19 protein-coding genes and 1 rRNA gene are annotated in these 23291 nt (G+C 62.3%); 8 read left to right on the forward strand and 12 right to left on the reverse strand.

The genetic code is table 11. The features are described from left to right. Positions 1-59 precede the first annotated feature (59 nt). Positions 60-662, reverse strand: a complete 603-nt coding sequence (locus tag AC57B1_RS12370; RefSeq protein WP_408479567.1) for a YbhB/YbcL family Raf kinase inhibitor-like protein — start codon at positions 660-662, stop codon at positions 60-62. Between the two features lie 265 nt (positions 663-927). On the opposite strand from AC57B1_RS12370, the gene AC57B1_RS12375 reads away from it, so the two are divergent. Then, positions 928-1617, forward strand: a complete 690-nt coding sequence (locus tag AC57B1_RS12375) for a response regulator (RefSeq protein ID WP_408344281.1) — start codon at positions 928-930, stop codon at positions 1615-1617. A 94-nt stretch (positions 1618-1711) separates the two neighbouring features. Here AC57B1_RS12375 and AC57B1_RS12380 read toward each other — a convergent pair whose 3' ends face one another. Then, complete coding sequence (locus tag AC57B1_RS12380; RefSeq protein WP_007179868.1) at positions 1712-2398, reverse strand: orotate phosphoribosyltransferase; 687 nt, start codon at positions 2396-2398, stop codon at positions 1712-1714. Positions 2399-2796: 398 nt separating this feature from the next. Between AC57B1_RS12380 and AC57B1_RS12385 the strand changes: the two genes are divergently transcribed. Together AC57B1_RS12385 and AC57B1_RS12390 are read left to right on the forward strand one after the other, a co-directional pair. Next, positions 2797-4029, forward strand: coding sequence for an MFS transporter (locus tag AC57B1_RS12385; RefSeq protein WP_408181344.1), 1233 nt, complete (start codon positions 2797-2799; stop codon positions 4027-4029). 312 nt (positions 4030-4341) lie between these two features. Further along, the gene (locus AC57B1_RS12390; RefSeq protein ID WP_091798293.1) at positions 4342-6624 is read left to right on the forward strand and encodes an NADP-dependent malic enzyme; all 2283 of its coding nucleotides are present in this window, start codon (positions 4342-4344) and stop codon (positions 6622-6624) included. Positions 6625-7071: 447 nt separating this feature from the next. On the opposite strand, the gene AC57B1_RS12395 is transcribed toward AC57B1_RS12390, so the two are convergent. Further along, positions 7072-10671, reverse strand: a complete 3600-nt coding sequence (locus AC57B1_RS12395; RefSeq protein WP_496417622.1) for an indolepyruvate ferredoxin oxidoreductase family protein — start codon at positions 10669-10671, stop codon at positions 7072-7074. A 361-nt stretch (positions 10672-11032) separates the two neighbouring features. Here AC57B1_RS12395 and AC57B1_RS12400 point away from each other — a divergent pair, with 361 nt between their 5' ends. Then, entirely contained in the window at positions 11033-11233 is a 201-nt protein-coding gene (locus AC57B1_RS12400) for a hypothetical protein (RefSeq protein ID WP_496417623.1), read from the forward strand. A gap of 158 nt (positions 11234-11391) precedes the next feature. Here AC57B1_RS12400 and hppD read toward each other — a convergent pair whose 3' ends face one another. After that, positions 11392-12489: a 4-hydroxyphenylpyruvate dioxygenase gene (gene hppD, locus AC57B1_RS12405; RefSeq protein WP_496417624.1), complete on the reverse strand. Its 1098-nt coding sequence runs from the start codon at positions 12487-12489 to the stop codon at positions 11392-11394. 171 nt (positions 12490-12660) lie between these two features. Between hppD and AC57B1_RS12410 the strand changes: the two genes are divergently transcribed. Beyond that, positions 12661-13158, forward strand: a complete 498-nt coding sequence (locus AC57B1_RS12410) for an Lrp/AsnC family transcriptional regulator (protein ID WP_408303287.1) — start codon at positions 12661-12663, stop codon at positions 13156-13158. Positions 13159-13255: 97 nt separating this feature from the next. Here AC57B1_RS12410 and AC57B1_RS12415 read toward each other — a convergent pair whose 3' ends face one another. The 8 genes from AC57B1_RS12415 to paaA form a co-directional block, all read right to left on the reverse strand. Next, a complete protein-coding gene (locus AC57B1_RS12415; RefSeq protein ID WP_091798304.1) occupies positions 13256-13930 on the reverse strand; it encodes a GNAT family N-acetyltransferase in 675 nt (224 codons plus the stop codon). A 242-nt stretch (positions 13931-14172) separates the two neighbouring features. Further along, positions 14173-14781 (reverse strand): TetR/AcrR family transcriptional regulator, encoded by a 609-nt coding sequence (locus tag AC57B1_RS12420; RefSeq protein ID WP_091798306.1) that lies wholly within the window; start codon positions 14779-14781, stop codon positions 14173-14175. A 14-nt stretch (positions 14782-14795) separates the two neighbouring features. After that, positions 14796-15608 carry a DUF1835 domain-containing protein gene (locus AC57B1_RS12425; RefSeq protein WP_091798309.1) on the reverse strand — a complete coding sequence of 271 codons (813 nt, stop codon included), beginning with the start codon at positions 15606-15608 and terminating at the stop codon, positions 14796-14798. 114 nt (positions 15609-15722) lie between these two features. Continuing rightward, complete coding sequence (gene paaE, locus AC57B1_RS12430) at positions 15723-16811, reverse strand: 1,2-phenylacetyl-CoA epoxidase subunit PaaE (protein ID WP_496417625.1); 1089 nt, start codon at positions 16809-16811, stop codon at positions 15723-15725. A 1-nt stretch (position 16812) separates the two neighbouring features. Further along, positions 16813-17373 (reverse strand): 1,2-phenylacetyl-CoA epoxidase subunit PaaD, encoded by a 561-nt coding sequence (gene paaD / locus AC57B1_RS12435; protein ID WP_408303294.1) that lies wholly within the window; start codon positions 17371-17373, stop codon positions 16813-16815. Between the two features lie 7 nt (positions 17374-17380). Further along, positions 17381-18184: a 1,2-phenylacetyl-CoA epoxidase subunit PaaC gene (gene paaC / locus AC57B1_RS12440; protein WP_408344292.1), complete on the reverse strand. Its 804-nt coding sequence runs from the start codon at positions 18182-18184 to the stop codon at positions 17381-17383. Between the two features lie 8 nt (positions 18185-18192). Beyond that, entirely contained in the window at positions 18193-18477 is a 285-nt protein-coding gene (paaB, locus tag AC57B1_RS12445; protein ID WP_007179854.1) for a 1,2-phenylacetyl-CoA epoxidase subunit PaaB, read from the reverse strand. Positions 18478-18516: 39 nt separating this feature from the next. Then, a complete protein-coding gene (gene paaA / locus AC57B1_RS12450; protein ID WP_408181326.1) occupies positions 18517-19515 on the reverse strand; it encodes a 1,2-phenylacetyl-CoA epoxidase subunit PaaA in 999 nt (332 codons plus the stop codon). A gap of 216 nt (positions 19516-19731) precedes the next feature. Between paaA and AC57B1_RS12455 the strand changes: the two genes are divergently transcribed. The 3 genes from AC57B1_RS12455 to AC57B1_RS12465 all read left to right on the forward strand — a co-directional run. Beyond that, on the forward strand, positions 19732-21354 hold the full coding sequence (locus AC57B1_RS12455) for an NAD(P)/FAD-dependent oxidoreductase (protein WP_496417626.1): 1623 nt from the start codon (positions 19732-19734) through the stop codon (positions 21352-21354). Between the two features lie 90 nt (positions 21355-21444). Then, a complete protein-coding gene (locus AC57B1_RS12460) occupies positions 21445-22716 on the forward strand; it encodes an SGNH/GDSL hydrolase family protein (RefSeq protein ID WP_496417627.1) in 1272 nt (423 codons plus the stop codon). Positions 22717-23192: 476 nt separating this feature from the next. Next, a 16S ribosomal RNA gene (locus AC57B1_RS12465) occupies positions 23193-23291 on the forward strand; the annotation flags it as partial.

Below are 23291 nucleotides of genomic sequence, written 5' to 3' on the forward strand. Positions count from 1 at the left end.
CAAGCGAGGCTCCGGCCGGCGCTCGTGCGCCTGGCTTGCGCGCGCTGCAAGGCGCGAGTCTAGCGACCGTAATTGACCACGAGCCGAGCACTGCCAAGTGTGGCGGTGCTGATCTCGTGGTCGAACATCAGCGCGGGGCGGCCTTGCGCGAGGCGCAGGTCGGCGCTGCTGAGCGCATAAACGGTGATGATGTAGCGATGCGGTTTGCCGGGCGGCGGACACGGACCGCCGTAGCCGTCGGTATCGAAATCGTTGCGCGCTTCGACCGCGCCCAGTTTGCTGAGGAACCCGGAAGAACTCGCATTCTCCGGCAAGCTGCCGACCGTAGCCGGAATCCCCGCAACTGACCAATGCCACCATCCGCGGCCTGGCGCATCCTGATCGAACATGGTGACCGCGAAGCTGCGCGTGCCGGGTGGAGCGTCGTGCCAGGAAAGTTGTGGCGAGCGGTTGCCGCCTTTGCAGTCGTCCTGATTGAAAACCTGAGCGGCTTCTACAGTGCCGCCCGCCCGGAAGCTGGCGCTAGTCAACGCAAACGCCCCCTCGGCGAAGGCGTATGGCACGTGCGCCACCCATAGCGCGAGCCCGAGCATAGCGCAGGGAAAAAGCGGCGAACGGCGCAACGGTGAAGCATTCGAAACGACCAGGCAACGCGAGTGCATGTGCCGGTTCTCCAGTGAGGGCGCGAGGCGGTAGCGCTCGCGAAAGTTATTGTCCCTATTTTGTGCCCCAAGGTCGGTCCAAGTCTAACATTAGCTCTGCTACGCACCATTGTTGCGCAGTCCGGTGGAATATACGGGCGAGAATCGGCTATAGTCGGAGGAATTGTCCGCGCGAACGCAGGCCGCGTCCTCATCCGTTTACGAAATAGAAAACAAAGGCATGTCAGAAGTTCTGGAGAGTGTTTTATCTGTCGAGGGGAGGGCAATGCAAGATCCTGTCAGGGTCGTGGTCGCTGACGACCACCCGGTTATTCTGTTCGGGGCCGAGCAGGCTTTGCTCAAGTTTCCTGGTCTGCAAGTGGTCGCGCGTGCGCGGCAGTCAACCGAATTGATCAAGGTGCTGCAAACCATGGCTTGCGACGTGCTCGTCACGGATCTGGCCATGCCGGGTGGCCAGTATGGCGACGGCTTGCCGCTGATTGGCTATCTGCGCCGCAATTTCCCCAACCTTCCCATCGTCGTCCTGACGATGCTGGAGAATGCCGCGTTGCTGAAGCGGCTGAGCGAACTCGGCGTCACCTCGGTCGTCAACAAGTCGGACGATCTGAGCCACATTGGGCTCGCGGTGCAGCATGTGAGCCGGAACCTCGAGTACATGAGCCCGTCGGTCAAGGCTTCGTTAGATGCGCTGCGCATGAATGCCGGCGGCAAGAACGACGAAGTCATGCTGTCCAAACGTGAGCTGGAGGTGGTGCGTCTGTTCGTGTCCGGCATGACGATCAAGGAAATCTCCGAGCAACTCAACCGCAGCATCAAGACGATCAGTACACAGAAGAACACCGCCATGCGCAAACTCGGCATTGAGCGGGATTCCGAATTGTTCCAGTACGCGCAGAGCAATGGCTTGCTGAATCTGTCGTCGCATTCGGCGGAAGAGCCTGGTGGAGCGTCTTAAGTTCGTTTGCTTTTGCTGAGGCAAAAATAGAAAAAGGGCGCCTGTCGATAAGACAGGCGCCCTTTTTTATTCAATCCGCGTCAGGTGGCGAGGCTTATTGCGGCGTCGAGGTCGCGCCACCGTGTGCAGCAGACCATTCAGCCGGTGCGTGCAGGAATTTCTCCACTTCGTCGAGCGTCTTGGTGTCGAAGTACTTGTTTTCCTTCGCGACGCGCAACACGTCCCACCACGTGGCGAGCGCGTGCAGATCGACGTCGATGTCTTTCAGCACCGACACGCTTTCCTTGAAGATGTTGTAGTGGAACAGCACGAAGCAGTGGTTCACCGTCGCGCCGGCGGTGCGCAGCGCGTTGATGAAGTTGATCTTGCTGCGGCTGTCCGTGGTCAGGTCTTCGACCAGCAGCACGCGTTGACCTTCGGTCAGCAGGCCTTCGATCTGCGCGTTACGGCCGAAACCCTTCGGCTTCTTGCGCACGTATTGCATCGGCACCATCAGGCGATCGGAGAGCCATGCCGCGAACGGGATGCCAGCGGTTTCGCCACCAGCGACGGCGTCGATCTGCTCATAGCCGACGTCGCGCAGAATCGTGGTCTCGGCCATTTCCATCAGGCCGCGGCGCACGCGCGGGTACGAGATCAGCTTGCGGCAGTCGATATAAACCGGGCTCGCCCAGCCGGACGTGAAAATGTACGGTTTCTCCGCGTTGAAGTGCACTGCCTGTACTTCCAGCAGCATCTTGGCGGTCGTGTCGGAGATCGTCTGGCGATCGAAGCCTGTCATGGGCGGATCCTTGGGTGTGAGCGGGGAGAAGCGGGCGCGGAGCCCGGTGGCGCAGCAAGCGAGGTATGCCGCACCATGTTGGGCGGCGCCTTGATAGGCAAATACGCAGCCGGTCAGCGGAGTGCGGGCCGGATTTTGCTACGCGCGCAGGCCGATATTTTACCCGAAATGAGTCCTCCCGAGGAGGCCGTCTCGCCTGCCTGCTGCGGATGACGGCGATAACGGCCGCGCTGCGCCGGCGTGGCGTGCGCTGAAGGGACGCGCCGGCAGGCCCGATCCGCTCGCGCTTTTTGGTTCGCTTGTGAGCCGCCTGGGGCGCCTTTACACTCACGCGAATTTATCGGGTGCTTGCCGCCGTCACCGCCGCCGTTGCCCATCTGACCTACGGAATGCTTTCAATGAATGTCGCTCCTTCCGCCACCGAGACCCGCGCATCCGCGAGGGAAGGCTACGCCGGCCGTGCGCTGATCGCCTCGGTACTCGGTTACGCGATGGACGGCTTCGATCTGCTGATCCTCGGCTTTATGCTGCCGGTGATCGCCGCCGATCTGCATCTGAACACCGCGCAAGGCGGCTCGCTCGTCACGTGGACGCTGATCGGCGCGGTGGCGGGTGGTGTGATCTTCGGCGTGTTGAGCGACTATTTCGGCCGCGTGCGCATGCTGACATGGACCATCCTGATCTTCGCCGTCTTCACCGGCTTGTGCGCGTTGGCGCAGGGCTACACCGACCTGCTGATCTATCGGACTATCGCCGGGATCGGGCTCGGCGGCGAGTTCGGCATCGGCATGACGCTGGTGGCCGAAGCCTGGCCGGCGTCGCAGCGGGCACGCGTGTCGTCCTATGTCGGGCTGGGATGGCAACTCGGTGTGCTGGCGGCAGCGTTGCTGACGCCGCTGCTGTTGCCGCTGATCGGCTGGCGCGGCATGTTCGCGCTCGGGCTGCTGCCGGCCGTGGTGTCGTTCTTTGTGCGGCGCCGCGTCGAAGAGCCGGCGCTTTTCACGGAGCGCGCGGCGCGCGGCAGGCGCAAGCTGCCGCTGAAACTGCTGGTGACCGATGGCCGCACTACGCGCGCCAGCCTCGGCGTGGCGATTCTCTGTTCGGTGCAGAACTTCGGCTATTACGGTCTGATGATCTGGCTGCCGAGCTATCTTTCGAAAACCTTCGGCTACTCGCTGACCAAATCCGGGCTGTGGACCGCCGTGACGGTTCTGGGCATGGCGTGTGGCATCTGGCTGTTCGGCATCGCCGCCGACCGCTTTGGCCGCAAGCCGACCTTTCTGTTCTACCAGGCGGGTGCGGTGGTAATGGTCTTCGTCTACGCGCACCTGAGCACGCCGGTGGCGCTTCTGATCGGCGGCGCGGCGATGGGCGTGTTCGTCAACGGCATGATCGGCGGTTACGGTGCGTTGATCTCCGAACTCTACCCGACCGATGCGCGAGCCACTGCCCAGAATGTGCTGTTCAATCTCGGCCGTGCGGTAGGCGGTTTCGGGCCGGTGGCCGTGGGCGCTTTGGCCGCGCGCTACTCGTTTGCTGCGGCGCTCGCTCTGCTCGCGTCGATCTATTTGCTCGACATCTTCGCGACGCTTTTCCTGATTCCCGAGCGACGCGGCGCCGAGCTCGAATGAGCGCGAACAGCTCGCGTATGACCTGCGAATGACAAGCGGCCAGAAGGCCGCCGAATGCGGCGCTGCAGCATGGCAGGCCGTTGTTTCGCGGATGGCGAGCAGCGTTAACCACTCAGTCCATCGACGCTTTCGGGGTGTACACTAACCGACCCGCTAAGCACTCCGCACCGTCCCGTCCTCCGGTGAGGTTCGACGCCGCGCCCAACCGGCGCATGCGAAAGCCGCGTCGGTCGATTATCGATTCGATAGATGTAAGCGACGCCAACTGTGCGGTGTGCCGGGCCCGATTATTTACGTCTCGCAGGTCAAAAAATGGACGAACAACTCAAGCAAAGCGCTCTCGCATATCACCAGAACCCGAAACCCGGCAAGATTTCGGTCACGCCCACCAAGCCGCTGTCGAACCAGCTCGACCTGTCGCTCGCCTACTCGCCGGGCGTTGCCGCCGCCTGTATGGCGATCTTCGAGGAGCCGCTCGACGCGCAGAAGTACACCTCGCGCGGCAACCTGGTCGGCGTGATCACGAATGGCACGGCCGTGCTCGGCCTCGGCAACATCGGTCCGCTCGCAGCGAAGCCGGTCATGGAAGGCAAGGGTTGCCTTTTCAAGAAGTTCGCCGGCATCGACGTGTTCGACATCGAACTCTCGGAGTCGGATCCGGACAAGCTCGTTGAAGCGATCGCCATGCTCGAGCCCACGCTCGGCGGCATCAACCTCGAAGACATCAAGGCGCCCGAGTGCTTCTACATCGAGAAGAAGCTGCGTGAGCGCATGAAGATTCCGGTTTTCCACGACGATCAGCACGGCACGGCGATCATCGCGTCGGCGGCGATCCTGAACGGATTGAAAGTGGTCGGCAAGAAGCTCGACGAAGTGAAGCTGGTGTGTTCCGGCGCGGGCGCGGCAGCGATCGCGTGTCTGGATCTGCTGGTGAACCTGGGTCTGTCGAAGAAGAACGTTCTCGTGACCGACTCCAAGGGCGTGATCTACGAGGGTCGCGGCAACCTGGATCCGTCGAAGGAACGTTACGCGGCGAACACCGAAGCACGCACGCTCGCCGACGCGATTCGCGGCGCCGACGTGTTCCTCGGCTGCTCGAGCGCAGGCGTGCTGAAGCCGGAGATGGTCGCCGAGATGGGCACGCAGCCGCTGATTCTCGCGCTGGCGAATCCGGAGCCGGAAATCCGCCCGGAAGACGCGAAGAAGGTTCGTCCGGACTGCATCATCGCGACCGGCCGTTCGGACTACCCGAACCAGGTCAACAACGTGCTGTGCTTCCCGTTCATCTTCCGCGGCGCGCTGGATGTCGGCGCCACCACGATCACGGAAGAAATGAAGCTCGCCTGCGTGCGCGCGATCGCCGAACTGGCCGAAGAAACCGATCAGGGCGATGAAGTCGCGAAGGCGTACGAAGGCCACTCGCTGGAATTCGGTCCCGAATATCTGATTCCGAAGCCCTTCGACCCGCGCCTGATCATCAAGATCGCGCCGGCTGTCGCCCAGGCGGCAATGGATTCGGGCGTTGCGACCCGTCCGATCAAGGACATGGACGCGTATCGCGAAGAACTCGGCACGACCGTGTATCGCACGGGCATGGTAATGCGCCCGGTGTTCGCCGCGGCGAAGTCGGAACCGGCGCGCATCGTGTTCGCCGAAGGTGAAGACGAGCGCGTGCTGCGTGCCGCGCAGTTCGTGTTGCTGGAAAAGATCGCCAAGCCGATTCTGGTCGGCCGTCCGTCGGTGATCGAGATGCGTCTGAAGAAGATGGGCTCGAAGTTGAAGTGCGGCGAAGACTTCGAAGTCGTCGATCCGGAAGACGATCCGCGCTATCAGCAATCGTGGCAGGCTTATCACGAACTCGGCGCGCGCGAAGGCGTGACACCGGACGTGGCGAAGGCCGCCATGCGCAAGTTCAACACGCTGATCGGCGCGATCCTCGTGCGTCTCGGCGAGGCCGACGGCATGATCTGCGGCATGATCGGCCAGTACCACACGCACCTGAAGTTCATCGAGCAAGTGCTGGGCAAGGCGGAAAACGTTCAGAACTTCGCGGCGATGAACCTGCTGATGCTGCCGGGCCGGAATCTGTTCATCTGCGATACGTACGTGAACGAGACACCGACCGCCGAGCAACTCGCCGACATGACGCTGCTGGCAGCGGGTGAGATCGAGAAGTTCGGCATTACGCCGAAGGTCGCCTTGCTGTCGAACTCGAACTTCGGCAGCGCGCCGTCTTCGTCGTCGCAACGCATGGCGGCGGCTCGCAAGCTGATTGTTGAACGTGCGCCCACGCTCGAGATCGACGGTGAGATGCACGGCGACGCGGCGTTGTCGGAAGCGGTGCGCAAGGCCGCATTCCCGGGCACGACGCTGAGCGGCGAAGCCAACCTGCTGATCATGCCGAACGTGGAAGCGGCGAACATCACGTACAACCTGCTGAAGATGATTGGCGGTGAAGGCGTGACGGTCGGTCCGTTCCTGCTGGGCGCCGAGAAGCCGGTGCACATTCTGACGCCGGCGGCGACCGTGCGCCGGATCATCAACATGACGGCGGTGGCGTCGGCCAACGCGCGTAAGCCGGTGAACGCGAAGTAATGCGCATGCTTTGAGGATCGAGACGGCGCCTCGTCGAGGCGCTCGCGACGAACCTGCGAAAACGCCACGGAAGTTGATTCCGTGGCGTTTTTTTCGTGCGCGCGCATGTGCATACGTATGCACAACAGCGCTGTCGTCCCAAACATTCTTACTGTGTTTTTGCGCGTTTGGGAATGCTCCTATTCGATTGCCAGCGACTCGTTTGTAAAGTGACTTCTGAAGCACAGCGCATTACGACAACCGCGGAACAGTCGGCGGGTCAGTCCTCGCTGTCGTCGTGCGCCGCGCTTCGTCTTGTAAATGTTCGTTGTGTAGCAGGAAGTAGCAGTACCGCCCGGTCTCGCGCACATGCATGACGTGTCGAAGCTGGAAACAAAAAAGGCGACTGTCCGCGAGGACAGCCGCCTTTCTCATTTGAGCCCGACGAGTCGGCTCACGTGAACACGATCACGCCGCGTGTTGCGTTGTTCCGGTCGCCGGCGAGCGCCACCGCGCCAGCAACTCGTTCCATTTGACGCGCACGCCCTTCAGGTTGTTCTCCTTCACGTGGCCATAACCGCGGATGCCGTCCGGCAGATTCGCCAGCTCTATGGCCAGATCGCGCTTCTGCACAGTCAGGCCGCCGATCAGTTCCCGCACCAGCGCCTCGTACTCGGTGATCAACGCCCGCTCGGTGCGTCGCTCTTCTGTCTTGCCGAACACATCGAACGCCGTGCCGCGCAGGAACTTGAACCGGGCCAGCACATGCATCGCGCTGAAGACCCAGGGACCGTACTTCTTCTTCACCAGATGGCCCTTGGCATCCTTTTTCGAGAATGTCGGCGGCGCGAGGTGAATGTGGAGCTTCCAGTCGCCTTCGAAATTCGCCTTCAGCTTTTCGATGAACGCGGGATCGCTGTACAGACGGGCGACTTCGTACTCGTCCTTGTAGGCCATCAGCTTGTGCAGATTCTTCGCGACCGCCTCGGTGAGCGGCAACTGGCCGTCGCTCGAATCGAGCGCCGACTCCGCCGCGCGCACCTGCGACACCAACCCGCGATAACGGTCGGCATACGCGCTGTTCTGCCACGCCGTCAGGTACTCGGCGCGTTTGTCGATCAGCGTGTCGAGCGCCTTCGGCGTGTGCAGCGAGATGATCTTGCTGCTCATCGCTTCCGCTGCGGCGCCGCGCCCTTGCGATTGCGCGAGCTTGCGTACCCCGGCCAGATCGTGCGCTGCACGGCGGCCCCATTCGAACGCTGCCCGGTTCTTTTCGATCTGGACGTTGTTCAGCTCGATGGCGCGCATCAGCGACTGATAGGTGAGCGGCACCCAGCCGCGTTGCCACGCGTAGCCGAGCACGAACGGATTCGTGTAGATCGCGTCGCCGAGCAGAGCGACGGCGAAGTGATTCGCGTCGACCGTATCGACACCGTCGTCACCCGCGCCGGCCCGCACATCGGCTTCCGTGCTGCTGCCCGGGAAGCGCCAGTTCGGGTTCTTGATGAGCGCGGCGGTTGGCGTATGCGCGGTATTCAACACGACGCGTGTGCGGCCGGCCTGCATGCGCGACACGCACTCGTCGCTGGCGGTGACGATCGCATCGCAACCGATCACGAGACTGGCTTCACCCATGGCGATACGCGTCGCGTGAATGTCGGCCGGGTTCTTCGCGATCTGCACGTGGCTCATCACGGCGCCGCCTTTCTGCGCGAGGCCGGTGACGTCGAGCACCGTGACGCCCTTGTTCTCCAGGTGCGCGGCCATGCCGAGCAGCGCGCCGATCGTCACGACACCCGTGCCGCCGACACCCGTCACCAGCACGCCGTAAGGACGTTCCATGGAGGGCAGTTCCGGTTCCGGCACCGGCGGCATCGCGTCGCCGACAATACCGGAGGCAGCCTTGGGCTTGCGCAACTGACCGCCTTCAACCGAGACGAAGCTCGGGCAGAAGCCGTTCACGCACGAAAAGTCCTTGTTGCAGGTCGACTGATTGATCTGGCGCTTCGTACCGTACTCAGTATCGAGCGGCTCGACCGACAGGCAGTTGGACTTCACCGAGCAATCGCCGCAGCCTTCACACACGGCCTCGTTGATCACGACGCGGCGCGCCGGATCCGGATAAGTGCCGCGTTTCCTGCGGCGGCGCTTCTCTGTCGCGCAGGTCTGGTCGTAGATCAGGATCGTCGTGCCGGCCACTTCACGCAGTTGGCGCTGCACCTCGTCGAGTTTGTCGCGATGATGCACGTCGATACCCGGCGCAAGGCCGACGTTCGCCGAGTACTTCTCCGGCTCATCGGTGACGATCACGATTTTCGTCGCGCCTTCTGCGGCGAGCTGGTGGGTGATCTGCGGCACGGTCAGCACGCCGTCGACCGGCTGGCCGCCCGTCATGGCGACCGCGTCGTTATAGAGAATCTTGTAAGTGATGTTCACCTTCGACGCGATCGCCGCGCGAATGGCCAACAGTCCGGAGTGGAAGTAGGTGCCGTCGCCGAGATTGGCGAATACGTGCTTGTCGTTGCTGAACGGCGCCTGGCCGATCCACGCGACGCCTTCGCCGCCCATCTGGCTGAAGGTGCTGGTGTTGCGGTCCATCCAGACCGTCATGTAGTGGCAGCCGATGCCGGCCATCGCGCGCGAGCCTTCCGGCACGTTGGTCGACGTATTGTGCGGGCAACCCGAGCAGAACCACGGCTTGCGTTCGGCTTCGACGCGCGGGCGTGCCAGCGCCTTTTCCTTCGCTTCGATCACGGCGATGCGCGTGGCGATGCGAGCGCGCACGTCGGACGGCAGGTCGAATTTGTCGAGCCGGGTGGCGATGGCCTTCGCGATGATCGCCGGCGAGAGTTCGTAATGCGCCGGCAGCAGCCAGTTGCCCATCGGCACCGACCATTCGCCGCCCGCGCCGTCTTTTTCGTCGAACTTGCCGAACACGCGCGGGCGCTGTGCGTCGGGCCAGTTGTATAGCTCTTCCTTGATCGCGTATTCGAGAATCTGGCGCTTTTCTTCGACCACGAGAATCTCGTCGAGGCCGCGCGCGAAAGCCTGCGCGCCTTGCGCTTCGAGCGGCCAGACGCAGCCGACCTTATACAGGCGGATGCCGATGCGCGAACACGTTTCGTCGTCGAGACCGAGGTCGGTCAGCGCCTGACGCACGTCGAGATAGGCTTTGCCGCCGGTCATGATGCCAAAGCGCGCATGCGGCGAATCGATTTCAACGCGGTCGAGCTTGTTGGCGCGCACATAGGCGAGCGCCGCGTACCACTTGTAGTCGAGCAGACGCGCTTCCTGCACCAGCGGCGGATCCGGCCAGCGGATATTCAGGCCGCCCTCGGGCATCGCAAAGTCTTCCGGCAGGACGATCTTCGTGCGGTGCGGATCGATATCGACCGAAGCGGACGATTCGACCACATCGGTCACGCACTTCATCGCGACCCACAAACCGGAGTAGCGGCTCATCGCCCAGCCGTGAAGGCCGAAGTCGAGATATTCCTGCACGTTCGAGGGGAACAAAACCGGCAGGCCGCACGCCTTGAAAATGTGTTCGGACTGGTGTGCCAGCGTGGAGGATTTGGCCGCATGATCGTCGCCGGCGAGAACCAGAACGCCGCCGTGTTGCGCCGAGCCGGCCGAGTTGCCATGCTTGAAGACGTCGCCGGAACGGTCGACACCCGGGCCTTTGCCGTACCACATCGAGAACACGCCATCGTATTTGGCGCTTGGATACAGATTGACCTGCTGCGAACCCCAGACGGAGGTCGCCGCGAGGTCTTCATTGACGCCTGGCTGAAATACGACCTGATGCGCAGCGAGATGCTGTTTCGCCTTCCACAGGGATTGGTCGAGCCCGCCCAGCGGTGATCCGCGGTAACCGGAGATGAAGCCGGCAGTATTGAGCCCGGCGGCCCGGTCGCGTTCCTGCTGCAGCATCGGCAGACGCACCAGCGCCTGGATGCCGCTCATGTATGCGCGGCCGCGTTCGAGGGTGTATTTGTCGTCGAGCGTGACGGAAGACAACGCGGCTTCGAGCGAGGCTCGCTGACCTGCGTCTAGCGGGGCATTCATTATGTGTACTCCTCCAACCAGTTTGGGATCACCAAAACTTTTTTTGAGCCCCGGCATCTTGTGAATGCGGAGGGCCGGGGCCGCCATATTGACGTGTTTTAAGTGATGGTAGCACTGGTGAAAACCCGCCGCAGGTCCTTCGCAAATGCCGCGTCCCGGCGATCTTGACTGGATCTTGCAACGTTTTGCGAGCGATGCCGCCAGTGCTTGCGCAAATGCCTGTAACAAGCTGTAAAAACTACAAATTTGCGGAACCGTAGTCGAAATTGCTGTCTAACACCCCACCTGCGAGTAATGTCAGCGCAACGCTCCGCATTCTGCGGAGCTTCACGACAGCAGGGCAGTTAGAAAAGGAGTACGCATGAACACGAGAAACATTCAGACCTTCCTGATGGTTTCGGCCGCATTTTTCGCCATGAGCGCACCGATGCGCTCGAACTCGGGCAGCGCAGGAGCGCTGTCGAACGCAATCACGCGCACGGCGCAGGTCGCGCCCGCACGCATCGCCATGGGTAGCGTCACGCGATCCACCAAGGCCGACGGGCAAGACCAGAATTCGTGATACGCCGCTCATGCGGCGTGTCGGTTAAATAACCGGCCGCTGTTCCATCAAGCCACGCAGGGTCCGCTTGAGACAACGGCTTCAATGAAAAGGGCGAGGATCGTGAGATCCTCGCCCTTTTCATTTGCTATCAATCCGTTCCAGCGCAGCCAGTGGCGTCAGGCCTTGTCTTGCACTACGCCACGGCGAATCTGATCCAGTTCGATCGACTCGAATAGCGCCTTGAAGTTGCCTTCGCCAAAGCCCTGATTGCCCTTGCGCTGAATGATCTCGAAGAAAATCGGTCCGATCTGGTTTTCCGTGAAGATCTGCAACAGCAAATCGTCGGGCGCGCCGTCGATCAGAATCTTGCGTTTGCGCAGTTCGTCGAGTGGCTCGCCGTGATTCGGCACGCGGCGATCGACCAGTTCATAGTACGTGTCGATGGTATCGAGCAGCGAGATGTTTGCGGCGCGCAAGCCGTCCACCGTACGGTAGATGTCGTTGCTGCCCAAGGCAATGTGCTGAATGCCTTCGCCGTGATACGCGTCGAGATATTCCTGAATCTGCCCGGCGGTGTCCGAGCCTTCCTCATTGATCGGAATGCGGATCTTGCCGCACGGCGAGGTCATCGCCTTCGACTTCACGCCCGTCACTTTGCCTTCAATGTCGAAATAGCGCACTTCGCGGAAATTGAACAGGCGCTCGTAGAACTCCGCCCACTCCTGCATGCGGCCGCGATGCACGTTGTGCGTCAGGTGGTCGATGTAGGTCAGGCCATGGCCGACCGGGTTCGGGTTCGCACCGGGAATGGGCTCGAAGTCGACATCGTAAATGTCGATGTTGCCCACGCTGTTCGGTTCGGCGCCGTTCTTGCCGCGCCAGCGGTCGACGAAATAGATCAGCGAGTCGCCGATACCTTTGATCGCCGGGATATTCAGCTCCATCGGGCCGGTTTTATTGTCGAAGCCCCAAGCGCCTTTTTCCAGCGCCTGCTGGTACGCCTTGGCGGCGTCCTGAACCCGGAAAGCGATTGCGCAGATCGACGGGCCGTGCAGACGCGCGAAGCGTTGCGCGGACGAATCCGGCTCCCCGTTGACGATGAAGTTGATTTCCCCCTGGCGATACAGCGTCACGTCTTTATGGCGATGCCGCGCGATGGCGGTGAAGCCCATCTGTTCGAACAGTTTGCCCAGCGCCTTCGGATCCGGTGCGGTGTACTCAATGAACTCGAAACCGTCGGTGCCGAGCGGATTTTCCCAAGTTGCAACCTGCATTGTCTGTCTCCTGATATGCACCGGCGCGCGGCGCGAGCGGGGATGCGCGGTTAAACGCGACCGAATGGCGCAAGTGTAAAGGCCTGCCTGCGGAGAAAACTTGCGAACTTAATCGTGTCTCGATACGCTTGCGCTAGTTTCTAGCTCAATAACGTGAAAGGACGGCAGAAAATGGCCAGCATGGAGATAGACGCCATCGACAGGCGGATTCTGGCAATCCTTCAGGAGAACGGCCGGCTGTCAAATCAGGAGATCGCCGAGCGCGTGAATCTGTCGCCGAGTCCGTGTCTGCGGCGTATCCGGCGGCTGGAAGAGAACGGTGTGATCCGCGGCTATGTCGCGTTGCTCGATGCGCAGCGGCTCGGGCTCGACTTGCTCGCGTACGTCAATGTGCGGTTGGAAAAGCGCGGTGGTCCGGCGCTCAGTCCGCGCGGCGACGCCACGCACGCCGATCTGTTTCGCGCGGCCGTTCAGGCGTGGCCCGAAGTCGTCGCCTGCCATGCGATGACCGGCGACATGGACTATCTGCTGCGTGTCCAGGTGGAGGATATGGCGCACTTTTCACGCTTCGTGCAGGACCAGTTGCTGCACCATCCGTCGGTGATCGACGTGAAAACGAGCTTCTCGCTCGAAACGATCAAGGAGACGACCGCACTGCCGATTTTGTGAGTACGACAGGACACGACGCGGCGGCGCGTGCGCGGGTCACGGCAAACAAAAAGGGCGGCCAGAAGGCCGCCCTTTGTTATTCCGACGCGTGAGGCTATCAGGCTGCGGCTGCAACCGCCGCAGGCATGAGCGTTTCGAACAGCTTGGACGCGTGACGCGCCTGGCGCTTCAGCGCGTAGTCGAATACCGCAGCCTGCTCTTGCAGCATTTCGGCGATGATGCTCGATTGGTCCGCCGGCGGCAGCGTCAGGTAGGCATCTGCCTCGCCGTACGAGTATTCGATCTTCATGCCGGCCTTCTTCGCGATGTGCATCATGGTCGAATTGCGCGACAGGCAGTGCATGTAAAGCGTGGTGACGTGTGTATTGCGGCTGCGAATGGCGGCGCGCTCAAAGAGCTTCGAGCCGATACCCTGGCCACGAACGCTTTCCAACACGGACACGCCAAACTCGGCCGTACGCTTGTCGCCTTCAGCCGGCAGATAGGCGAGGTGGCCGACGCCGGTCAATTGCAACTGGTTGTTGAAGACGCCGAAAACGGTGTCGCGCGTGAAGTCGATCGCGCGGACATAGTTCTCGATGACGTGGTCCGGCACGATCTGGCCGAAGCGCAGCAGACGGTCGTCTTCGTCGAGCGCGAGGAAGTGGGTCAGCAGGCGCTCGCGGTCGACGGCGGTGAGTTCGCGGACCAGAGCTGGTGCACGACCGGCGGGCTGCGTCAAACGATCGTGCGCGACGATCGGCTCAGCGGCGCGGGGTGTAATCAAGTTCATGGTCGGGTTCTCCTTTTAATCGAACGGCGTGGTGCACTGCAAAAGCGATTTTAGCCGAAATGCATGCCGATCACTAGGGAAAACCCGTATCTAAATTTGAATGGAGTGCCTAAAAAGTTTGCGCCCTATTTATATGTAATTGATTTTTATAGGTAAATAAATTGAGTGAGCGGTCGGGGTCAGATACTACCCGACGGCGACTTGAGCCCATTGTTTCGTATGAATATTGTTGCGGTGCGCAATCAGGCAGGATTCGAGCTCAATCCGTGGTCCACCATGCCGACCACCTGCTCGGCGAATTCGCGGTAACCGAGGCGGCCGTCCGGCTTTAGCCACGTGAACGTCCAATTGATCATGCCGAACACCATCATGGTGAGCGCGGTCTGGTTTTCGCGCGTGGCGCGCTCCGGGTAGGCACGCGCCAACTGCCGCGCGAACGCCGCAACCACGTCGCGCTGGCGGTTCAATATCACTTCGCGCTGCGTGTCGACCAGATACTTCACATCGTTCAGCAACGCGACGTGCCGGCTATGGGATGTCTCATATTCCGACAGAAACGCCCGAATCAGCTCGGCGAAGGTTTCCCGCTCCGACAAGCCGCGCCGTTGGCTTGCGCCTTCCACCTCGGCGATGATCAGCATGAGCCGCTTGGTGTAACGGTCCAGCAGATCGAACAGAATGGCTTCCTTGCTCGCGTAGTAGTGATAGAGCCGTGCTTTCGAGGTGCCGCTCGCGGCCGCGAGGTCGGCCATCGAGGTGCTGGGGTAGCTGGTTTGCGCGAATTTGGCCGCGGCGAGTTCGAGAATCTGTTCGCGTTGGGTTTCGTGGTCGGGGGCGCGGGTGCGGGCCATAATCGTTGGTTCTATTAGTGTGGACAGGGGGCGAACGCCGCGCACAATTCCAGCGTGCGCCATGCGTTTGCGTCGCCGCGCAGCTTGATGCGCCGGGTCGCGGCCAATTCGCGGATGCGCCACAGCGCAATGCTGTCGCTGACCAGAAATCCGAATTCGGCGCTCATCAATTCGGCGGCGACGCGCGCGGCGGGCTGCCAGTTTTCCGTGACGTGCTCGAGGATGAACGCATCCAGTTCCGCGAAACTGCCGCTCGTGAACGTGTTGTCGCGCCAGCGCCGCGTTTCGCCGTTCGCGTGTTTGACTTCCTGCCATTCGAGCGCGAGCCGGCTGATGCGCAGCACGGAAATCGGCGCGGCATCGGGCAGTCGTTCTTGCAGCACCGCTGGCGCGAACATGCCGACAGAGGTCGCGCGGTCTTTGCGGCTGTGCGCCCACGCGCCCGGATCGGTGAGGTCGCGAATCGACAGACGCACCTCGTTCAAACGCTGCGGGCTGTTGCGCAAGTGATAACAGACGCGCCGCAGCATCAATTGATCCGACGCGCTGTCGCCGTGCCAGACCACCACATTCGCGTCATCGCGCGCGACATTCTCCAGCGCCGCGGCCTGCTCGCGGAATTCCCGAAGGAAATCGCGCCGGGTGTCCGCGCTCACGCGCTCCCAGAAGTCCGCGCGCACGTCGGGTCCGTCGTCGACACCACGCAGCGGGCCGACCGCGAGATCGTCTCGGAGCGCGTGCACGCGTTCATCGCGGCCCGCATCCCGCAAGGCGGTGCGCAGTGACTCGGCGGCGACGTCGCCGTTGGTGAGGTGGATCGTGCTCATCGGCAGTGGGGTAGGGCAGTTAACGACATTAGGGGCCGCTCATCGGCCGGAACGGGAGTCCGGTCGCGAGCGGCCCCTAGTGTAAGCGGATCGCGGAACTGCTCAAAGCGCGGCTCAACGTTCGTCGTAGCTCACCACCACGCGGTCGCTGACCGGATGACATTGGCACGTGAGCACGAAACCATCACGGATTTCGTGTTCTTCGAGCGTGTAGTTCTTTTCCATTTTCACTTCGCCTTCCAGCACCTTCGCGCGGCAGGTGCAGCAGACGCCGCCCTTGCAGGCATAAGGCAGCGCGAGGCCGGCGCGCAGGCCGACGTCGAGCACGCTCACGCCCTGATACGGCAGGCGCAGCTTGCGGCGTTTCCCGTCGAGCACGATTTCGAGGTCGGCGGCCGGCGTGTCTTCGGTGATTTCGACCGCCGGCACGCCCGCTTGCGGCAGCGGCGAACCGAAGCGCTCCACGTGCACCTTGTCCGACGGCACGCCGGCGGCTTTCAGCGCGGCCTCGGCGGCGTCCATCATCGGCGCGGGGCCGCAGATGAAGGCTTCGTCGATCGCGTCGGCCGGCAGCAGATTCTCAATGAAGGCCGCGCACTTTTCCTGGTCCAGCACGCCGTTGAACAGCTCGACGTCCTGCAGGTCATCGGACAGCACGTGATAGAGCACGAAGCGGTTCATGAAGCGGTTCTTCAGATCTTCGAGTTCTTCCGCGAACATGATCTGATCGACGCTGCGGTTGCCGTACACGAGCGTGAAGGTGCTGCGCGGTTCGATTTCGAGCGTCGTCTTGATGATGGCCAGCACCGGCGTGATGCCCGAACCGCCCGAGAAGGCCAGATACTGTTGGCCCTGATCGGCGTTCAGGTGGGTGAAGAAACGGCCGTCCGGCGTCATCACGTCGATCGTGTGGCCGGGCTGCAGGGTGTCGAAGGCGAAGTTCGAGAACCGCCCGCCACGCACGCGCTTGATGCCGATACGCAGTTCGCCGTCGCGGTCGTAATCGGTGACGCCGACGCAGATCGAATACGAACGGCGTGTTTCCTCACCGTCGATGTGCGTCTTCAACGTAACGAACTGGCCTTGCGTAAAGCGATACTGTTCACGCAGTTCAGCGGGGACTTCGAAGGCGACCGAGACCGAGTCGGCGGTTTCGGGCCGCACTTCGCGGATACGCAGCGGATGAAATTGCGGGGTGGCCATATCAGTATGGTTTGAAGTAGTCGAAGGGTTCGCGGCAGTCGAGGCAGCGGTACAAGGCTTTGCAGGCGGTCGAGCCGAATTGCGCGAGACGCTCGGTATGCGCCGAGCCGCACCGTGGGCACGACGGCGCGGGCAGCGCCCGTGGCACGAAGCGCATCACTTTTTCCTGCGCGGGCGCGGCCGAAGCGCAATTGCCCGTGGGCGGCGCGATGCCATAGGCGCGCAGTTTTTCGCGCGCGTCGGCGGTCATCCAGTCGGTGGTCCACGCCGGCGCGAGCACGGTGGCGATCCGATACGGCTTGAGTTCCGCCACGTCGAGCGCATGCGCGACGTCCTCGGCAATCTGCGACATCGCCGGGCAACCGGAATAGGTCGGCGTGATCACGACTTCGAGCGTGCCGTCGGCTGCGCGCCGCACGTCGCGCAGAATGCCGAGCTCGCGAATCGACACCACCGGAATCTCCGGATCGGGCACCGTTTCGAGCACGGCCCACGCGCGTTCGAGCGCGGCATCAGTCATGCCGGTCGTATCGGTCGGCCCAAAGGCGGTCGAAGTCGTCATGGTCGGTTTACCAGGTGGCGCCAGGGTGCTGACGCGCAAGGCTCTGCATTTCGGCGAGCACGAAACCCATGTGCTCGGAATGCTCGCCGTGCTTGCCGGTGGTGATGTGCTTCACCGGTTCGGGCAGCTTCAAGGTGGCTTCGTCGAGTGTGGCGCGCACGTCGTCGAGCCACGCTGCCTCGAGGTCCGAGGTCAGCGGGCCGATACCGGCTGCAGCGACTGTCTCCTCCACCGCATCCGTACTGAAGAATTCGCGGGTGTAAGGCACCAGATAGTCCAGCGCGGCTTGCGCGCGGCGATGCGACTCCTCGGTGCCGTCGCCGAAACGGATCAGCCATTCGCGTGCGTGATGCACGTGATAGCTGGTTTCCTTGATCGACTTCGACGCGATCGCCGCCAGTTGCTCGTCGGAGGACGCCGTGAGCGCCGTCCAGAGATGAGCCATTAGCGTCGAGTAGAGGAAATTGCGCACGATAGTGACCGCGTAATCCTTCTCGGCCTTCGCGGTAGCCGATAGCGGGCCGACGTGCGGCAGCTCGGCGAGCGTGTAGTTGGCGAACTCGCGCTCGGCACGAAAGTAAGCGTAGTCGTCTTCCGTGCGGCTCTTGCCGGTGAGCTGCTGCTCGAGCGAGGCGGCGTGCGTGTAGAGCAGGCGCGCCTGGCCGATCAGGTCGAGGCTCATGTTCGATAGCGCGATGTCCTCTTCGAGGATCGGGCCGTGGCCGCTCCATTCGGTATTGCGCTGACCGAGGATCAGCGCGTTATCCGCGAGACGCAGCACGTATTGGAGATGTTGAGGCGTGATGTCCATGGCCGCGCTTACATGTGGTTGACTTCGTCGGGGAGCGTGTAGAACGTCGGGTGGCGGTAAATCTTGTCGCCAGCCGGTTCGAACAGCTCCGCCTTGTCTTCCGGCGCGGACGCCGTGATCGCCGAAGACGGCACCACCCAGATGCTCACGCCTTCCTGGCGGCGCGTGTAGACGTCGCGCGCCATGCGCAGCGCCATCGGCGCGTCGGCGGCGTGCAGGCTGCCGCAGTGCTTGTGGTCGAGTCCCTGCTTGCTACGCACGAAGACTTCCCAAATCGGCCATTCCTTGTTCATTGCAGATCTCCTGATTCGTTCTCTGGCGTGCCGCGCGGTTCAGGCGGCGTGCTGTTGTGCGCGCTGGCGCTGCTTGTCGGCGTGGGCGAGGGCGGCTTCACGGACCCAGGCGCCGTCGTCGTGGGCTTTGACGCGGGTAGCGAGACGCTCGCGATTGCACGGACCGTCGCCATTCACCACCCGCCAGAATTCTTCCCAGTCGATGTCGCCGTAGTCGTAATGGCCGCGCGCTTCGTTCCACTTGAGGTCCGGGTCGGGCAACGTGACGCCGAGCACCTTGGCCTGGTCGACCGTGGCGTCGACGAATTTCTGACGCAGATCGTCGTTCGAAATGCGCTTGATGCCCCATTTCGACGACTGGCTGCTGTGAACCGAATCCTTGTCGCTCGGGCCGAACATCATCAGCACCGGCCACCACCAACGATTCACGGCCTGCTGGACCAGCTCACGCTGGGCTTCGGTGCCGGACATCATCGCCATGAGCGCGTCGAAACCCTGGCGCTGGTGAAACGACTCTTCCTTGCAGATGCGGATCATGGCGCGCGCATACGGGCCATACGTGCAACGGCACAGCGGAATCTGGTTCATGATCGCGGCGCCGTCCACCAGCCAGCCGATCACGCCGACGTCCGCCCATGTGGGCGTCGGGTAATTGAAGATGCTCGAATATTTGGCTTTGCCCGAGTGCAGCGCGGCGATCAGCTGGTCGCGCGACACGCCCAGGGTTTCCGCCGCGCTATATAGATAGAGGCCGTGGCCGGCCTCGTCCTGCACCTTGGCGAGCAGAATCGCCTTGCGCTTCAGGCTCGGCGCGCGCGTGATCCAGTTGCCTTCCGGCAGCATGCCGACGATTTCCGAATGCGCGTGCTGCGAGATTTGCCGTACCAGCGTTTTGCGATAGGCCTCCGGCATCCAGTCCTGAGCTTCGATCTTGCCGTCGGCGGCCATGATCGCGTCGAATTGCGCCTGCTCAGGCGAGTTCGCGCCCGCATCGAGCGGAGCGACATTGCCGGGAATATCCAGGGATTGCGTGTACATGGGGACGCTCTCTGCGGAAAGTTGTCTGTGTGCGCACAGTATAAACCAACCGACCGGTCGGTTAATAAATTTTTTGAGATAGGTCGATCGGGTCAATAGGGGTGAGGCGGTTTCGCCTTCAGGTGTTTCGTCGGCGCCGATGCCCCGTGCCGACGCTAAACCTATAAAATTGCGAATTGGCCGCAATTTGCGGCCTTCCTGCATCCCCCGGTACTCATGTTACGTCTAAGCGAAATCAAACTCCCGCTCGATCATCCCGAGAGCGCCCTCGAAGCCGCCGTGCGTGCGCGCCTCACGGAACTCGGCGTGGCCGCGGACGGGCTCATCCGATACACCGTGTTTCGCCGCGCGCACGACGCCCGCAAGCGCGCCGACATCAAGCTCACGTATATCGTCGACGTCGAGGTCACGGATGAAGCGGCCGCGCTCAAGCGGCTAGCCGACGTGCCTCACTGCGGCGTGACGCCCGATATGACCTACAAGTTTGTCGCTAAAGCGCCCGCGCAGATGACCGCGCCGCGCCCGGTGGTCATCGGCATGGGGCCGTGCGGGCTGTTCGCGGGGTTGATCCTCGCGCAAATGGGCTTCCGCCCGATCATCCTCGAGCGCGGCAAGGCCGTGCGCGAGCGCACCAAAGACACGTTCGGCCTGTGGCGCAAGTCCGTGCTCAACCCCGAGTCGAATGTGCAGTTTGGCGAAGGCGGCGCGGGCACCTTCTCGGACGGCAAGCTGTACAGCCAGATCAAGGATCCGAAGCACTACGGCCGTAAGGTGCTCGACGAATTCGTGCGGGCCGGCGCGCCGGAAGACATTCTGTATCTGAGCCGGCCGCATATCGGCACGTTCCGGCTGGTGAGCATGGTCGAAAAAATGCGCGCGACCATTCACGAGCTGGGCGGCGAGGTGCGTTTCGAAACCCGCGTCGATGATATCGAGATCGATCAGGGCAAAGTGCGCGGGCTGAAGCTGTCGACCGGTGAAACGCTGCGCTGCGATCATGTGGTGCTGGCGGTCGGCCATAGCGCGCGCGACACCTTCCAGATGCTGAGCGATCGCGGCGTCTATATCGAGGCGAAGCCGTTTTCACTCGGTTTTCGCATCGAACACCCGCAGGGTTTGATCGATCGCAGCCGTTTCGGCAAGTTTGCCGGCCACAAGCAGCTCGGCGCCGCCGACTATAAGGTGGTGCATCACTGCAGCAATGGCCGCGCCGTCTACAGTTTCTGCATGTGCCCCGGTGGCACGGTTGTGGCGGCGACCTCCGAGCCGGGCCGCGTCGTGACCAACGGCATGAGCCAGTACTCGCGGGCGGAGCGCAATGCCAACGCCGGGATCGTGGTCGGCATTACGCCGGACGACTATCCGGGCGGGCCACTCGCCGGCATCGCTTTCCAGCGCAAATGGGAAGAGCGGGCGTTTGAGCTCGGCGGCGGCAACTATATGGCGCCGGGCCAGCTCGTCGGCGACTTCATCGCCGGCCGGCCGTCCACCTCGCTGGGTTCGGTGGTGCCGTCGTATAAGCCAGGCGTGCACCCGACCGATCTGAGCACTGCGCTTCCGGATTACGTGATCGAAGCCATTCGCGAAGCGTTGCCGCAGATGGACAAGAAGATCGCCGGCTTTGCGATGCACGACGCGGTGCTGACCGGTGTCGAGACGAGAACGTCGTCGCCGATTCGTGTGCGGCGCCGGGACGACTATCAGAGCATGAACGTCGAAGGTCTGTATCCGGCTGGTGAAGGAGCGGGCTACGCCGGTGGGATCTACTCGGCGGCGATCGACGGGATTGAAGTTGCTGAAGCGCTCGCGCTGAAGATGAGCGGTACGCAAGCGGCCTGAGTCAAGCGGGAGCGAAACGCCGTCGCGCCCACCCGCGACGGCTGCGGCGATCGGGCACAATGCACGTTTTGCCTCGAACCGACCTCCCGAATGAGCTTTCGCACCTTGGCTGCCGCATGCGGCGCGGCACTGTTTGTCCAGTTTGTCGGTTCCCCGACTGTTTTCGCCGCCGACGCCCCGGCACATTGGGTCACCGCATGGGCGACCGCGCTGCAACCCATTCCACAGCGCGCGGATTTGCCGCCGCTCTATCGCGCACCGGAAGTCGCCGGGCGCACGGTTCGTCAGATCGTCTATCCGACCCTCTCTGGAAGGTCGGCGCGTATCCACCTTAGCAACCGGTACGGCAAGACTCCGCTCGTCATCGAAGATCTGCGCATCGCACGCTCGGCGGGCGGCGCGGCGACGGCTGTGACCGGCGACACGCGCGTGACGTTCGTTGGCAAGAGCGCGGTCTCGATTCCGCCCGGCGGCGAGCTGGACAGCGACCCGGTTGCGATCGATATCGCTGAGGGTTCGCCCTACGCGGTCAGCGCCTTCTTGGGGCCGGAGCAGCGGATCGTGGCGTGGCATCGCGTATCGAACCAGGTGAATTACGTTTCCGCGCCGGGCAATCATGCGGCGGACGCGTCTGCACAAGCGTTTCGCGGTCGATTTACGCAATATGTGTGGGTGACGGGGTTGGCGGTCGACGCGGCGCCTGCATCTGCCGCTGTTGCCGCCATCGGCGACTCGATTACGGACGGCATGCGCTCCAGCCTGAACCAGAATCGACGTTGGCCGGACGCGCTGGCTCGACGTTTTGCGGCTACCGGCGACCGTTCGACCGCGATCGTCAATCTGGGCATCAGCGGCAACCGCCTGCTGAGCGACTCTCCGTGCTATGGCGACGCTCTGGCGAAGCGCTTCGAGCACGACGTGCTTGGGCGCGCGGGCGTCAAGACCGCGATTCTGCTGATCGGCATCAATGACATCAATTTCGCGGCGATGCCGCCGCACGGTGGTCTCGATTGCGACTTCCCACATACCTCGGTGACGGCTGCGGACCTGATCGCCGGATATCAGCGCTTGATCGCCTCGGCTCGGCACGCCGGCGTGAAGGTCTTCGGCGCGACGTTGACGCCGGCATCGCTGCCGCCGCAGCGAGAAAGCATCCGGCTTGCCGTCAACCAATGGATTCGGAGCAGTCACGCCTTCGACGGCGTGGTGGACTTCGACATTGCGCTGCGCGATCCGGCGCAGCCGGATCGCCTGCAGCGTGGCTTTGATAGTGGAGACCACATCCATCCCAGCGACGCCGGCTATGCAGCAATGGCCGACGCCATTCCGTTGGACGCGGTAGTGAAATCGACCCGCAACTGAGGCGCCAACAAAGAATTCGGTCAAACCCTTGTCATATGGCCGATGTTCCCCTAAGATTCGCCTCCTCGTTTGCGAACGAGGGCCGCGGCAGAAACCAGCGGCCGTAGCGTCAACAAGGTTTTAAGCGAAAGCGAAAAAATGTTGTTGACGAAACGAAAAAGAGCCTTCATAATCTCGTTTCTCTGCTGCTGATGCAGCGACGCAGAACGAAGCGGTGCCGGGTGTTGCGAGGTTGGCGATACGGTGCTGGTTCGGTAGTGAATGCGGACTCGATCTTTAAAAATTAACAGCCGATAAGTGTGGGCGCTTGATGCGCGATGCGAGGTGGATCTTTCGGGATCTGCCGGCAAGCAAAAGTATCAAGTCTCACACAGTAATGAAAGGAAGGTTTGACTGTCGCAAGATGGTTGGATCATTCGTCAGTACGTTGAGTGAGCGACCGGTTCTTAACGGAACCGAAAAACAGTAACAGGTTTGAACTGAAGAGTTTGATCCTGGCTCAGATTGAACGCTGGCGGCATGCCTTACACATGCAAGTCGAACGGCAGCACGGGGGCAACCCTGGTGGCGAGTGG

The organism is Paraburkholderia sp. BGA-UO-ETr-F21 (assembly GCF_059567925.1).

Coding starts and splice junctions, on each gene's coding strand:
- AC57B1_RS12370 (WP_408479567.1), bottom strand. CDS start 662: ATGCACTCGCGTTGCCTGGTCGTTTCGAATGCTTCACCGTTGCGCCGT.
- AC57B1_RS12375 (WP_408344281.1), top strand. CDS start 928: ATGCAAGATCCTGTCAGGGTCGTGGTCGCTGACGACCACCCGGTTATT.
- AC57B1_RS12380 (WP_007179868.1), bottom strand. CDS start 2,398: ATGACAGGCTTCGATCGCCAGACGATCTCCGACACGACCGCCAAGATG.
- AC57B1_RS12385 (WP_408181344.1), top strand. CDS start 2,797: ATGAATGTCGCTCCTTCCGCCACCGAGACCCGCGCATCCGCGAGGGAA.
- AC57B1_RS12390 (WP_091798293.1), top strand. CDS start 4,342: ATGGACGAACAACTCAAGCAAAGCGCTCTCGCATATCACCAGAACCCG.
- AC57B1_RS12395 (WP_496417622.1), bottom strand. CDS start 10,671: ATGAATGCCCCGCTAGACGCAGGTCAGCGAGCCTCGCTCGAAGCCGCG.
- AC57B1_RS12400 (WP_496417623.1), top strand. CDS start 11,033: ATGAACACGAGAAACATTCAGACCTTCCTGATGGTTTCGGCCGCATTT.
- hppD (WP_496417624.1), bottom strand. CDS start 12,489: ATGCAGGTTGCAACTTGGGAAAATCCGCTCGGCACCGACGGTTTCGAG.
- AC57B1_RS12410 (WP_408303287.1), top strand. CDS start 12,661: ATGGCCAGCATGGAGATAGACGCCATCGACAGGCGGATTCTGGCAATC.
- AC57B1_RS12415 (WP_091798304.1), bottom strand. CDS start 13,930: ATGAACTTGATTACACCCCGCGCCGCTGAGCCGATCGTCGCGCACGAT.
- AC57B1_RS12420 (WP_091798306.1), bottom strand. CDS start 14,781: ATGGCCCGCACCCGCGCCCCCGACCACGAAACCCAACGCGAACAGATT.
- AC57B1_RS12425 (WP_091798309.1), bottom strand. CDS start 15,608: ATGAGCACGATCCACCTCACCAACGGCGACGTCGCCGCCGAGTCACTG.
- paaE (WP_496417625.1), bottom strand. CDS start 16,811: ATGGCCACCCCGCAATTTCATCCGCTGCGTATCCGCGAAGTGCGGCCC.
- paaD (WP_408303294.1), bottom strand. CDS start 17,373: ATGACGACTTCGACCGCCTTTGGGCCGACCGATACGACCGGCATGACT.
- paaC (WP_408344292.1), bottom strand. CDS start 18,184: ATGGACATCACGCCTCAACATCTCCAATACGTGCTGCGTCTCGCGGAT.
- paaB (WP_007179854.1), bottom strand. CDS start 18,477: ATGAACAAGGAATGGCCGATTTGGGAAGTCTTCGTGCGTAGCAAGCAG.
- paaA (WP_408181326.1), bottom strand. CDS start 19,515: ATGTACACGCAATCCCTGGATATTCCCGGCAATGTCGCTCCGCTCGAT.
- AC57B1_RS12455 (WP_496417626.1), top strand. CDS start 19,732: ATGTTACGTCTAAGCGAAATCAAACTCCCGCTCGATCATCCCGAGAGC.
- AC57B1_RS12460 (WP_496417627.1), top strand. CDS start 21,445: ATGAGCTTTCGCACCTTGGCTGCCGCATGCGGCGCGGCACTGTTTGTC.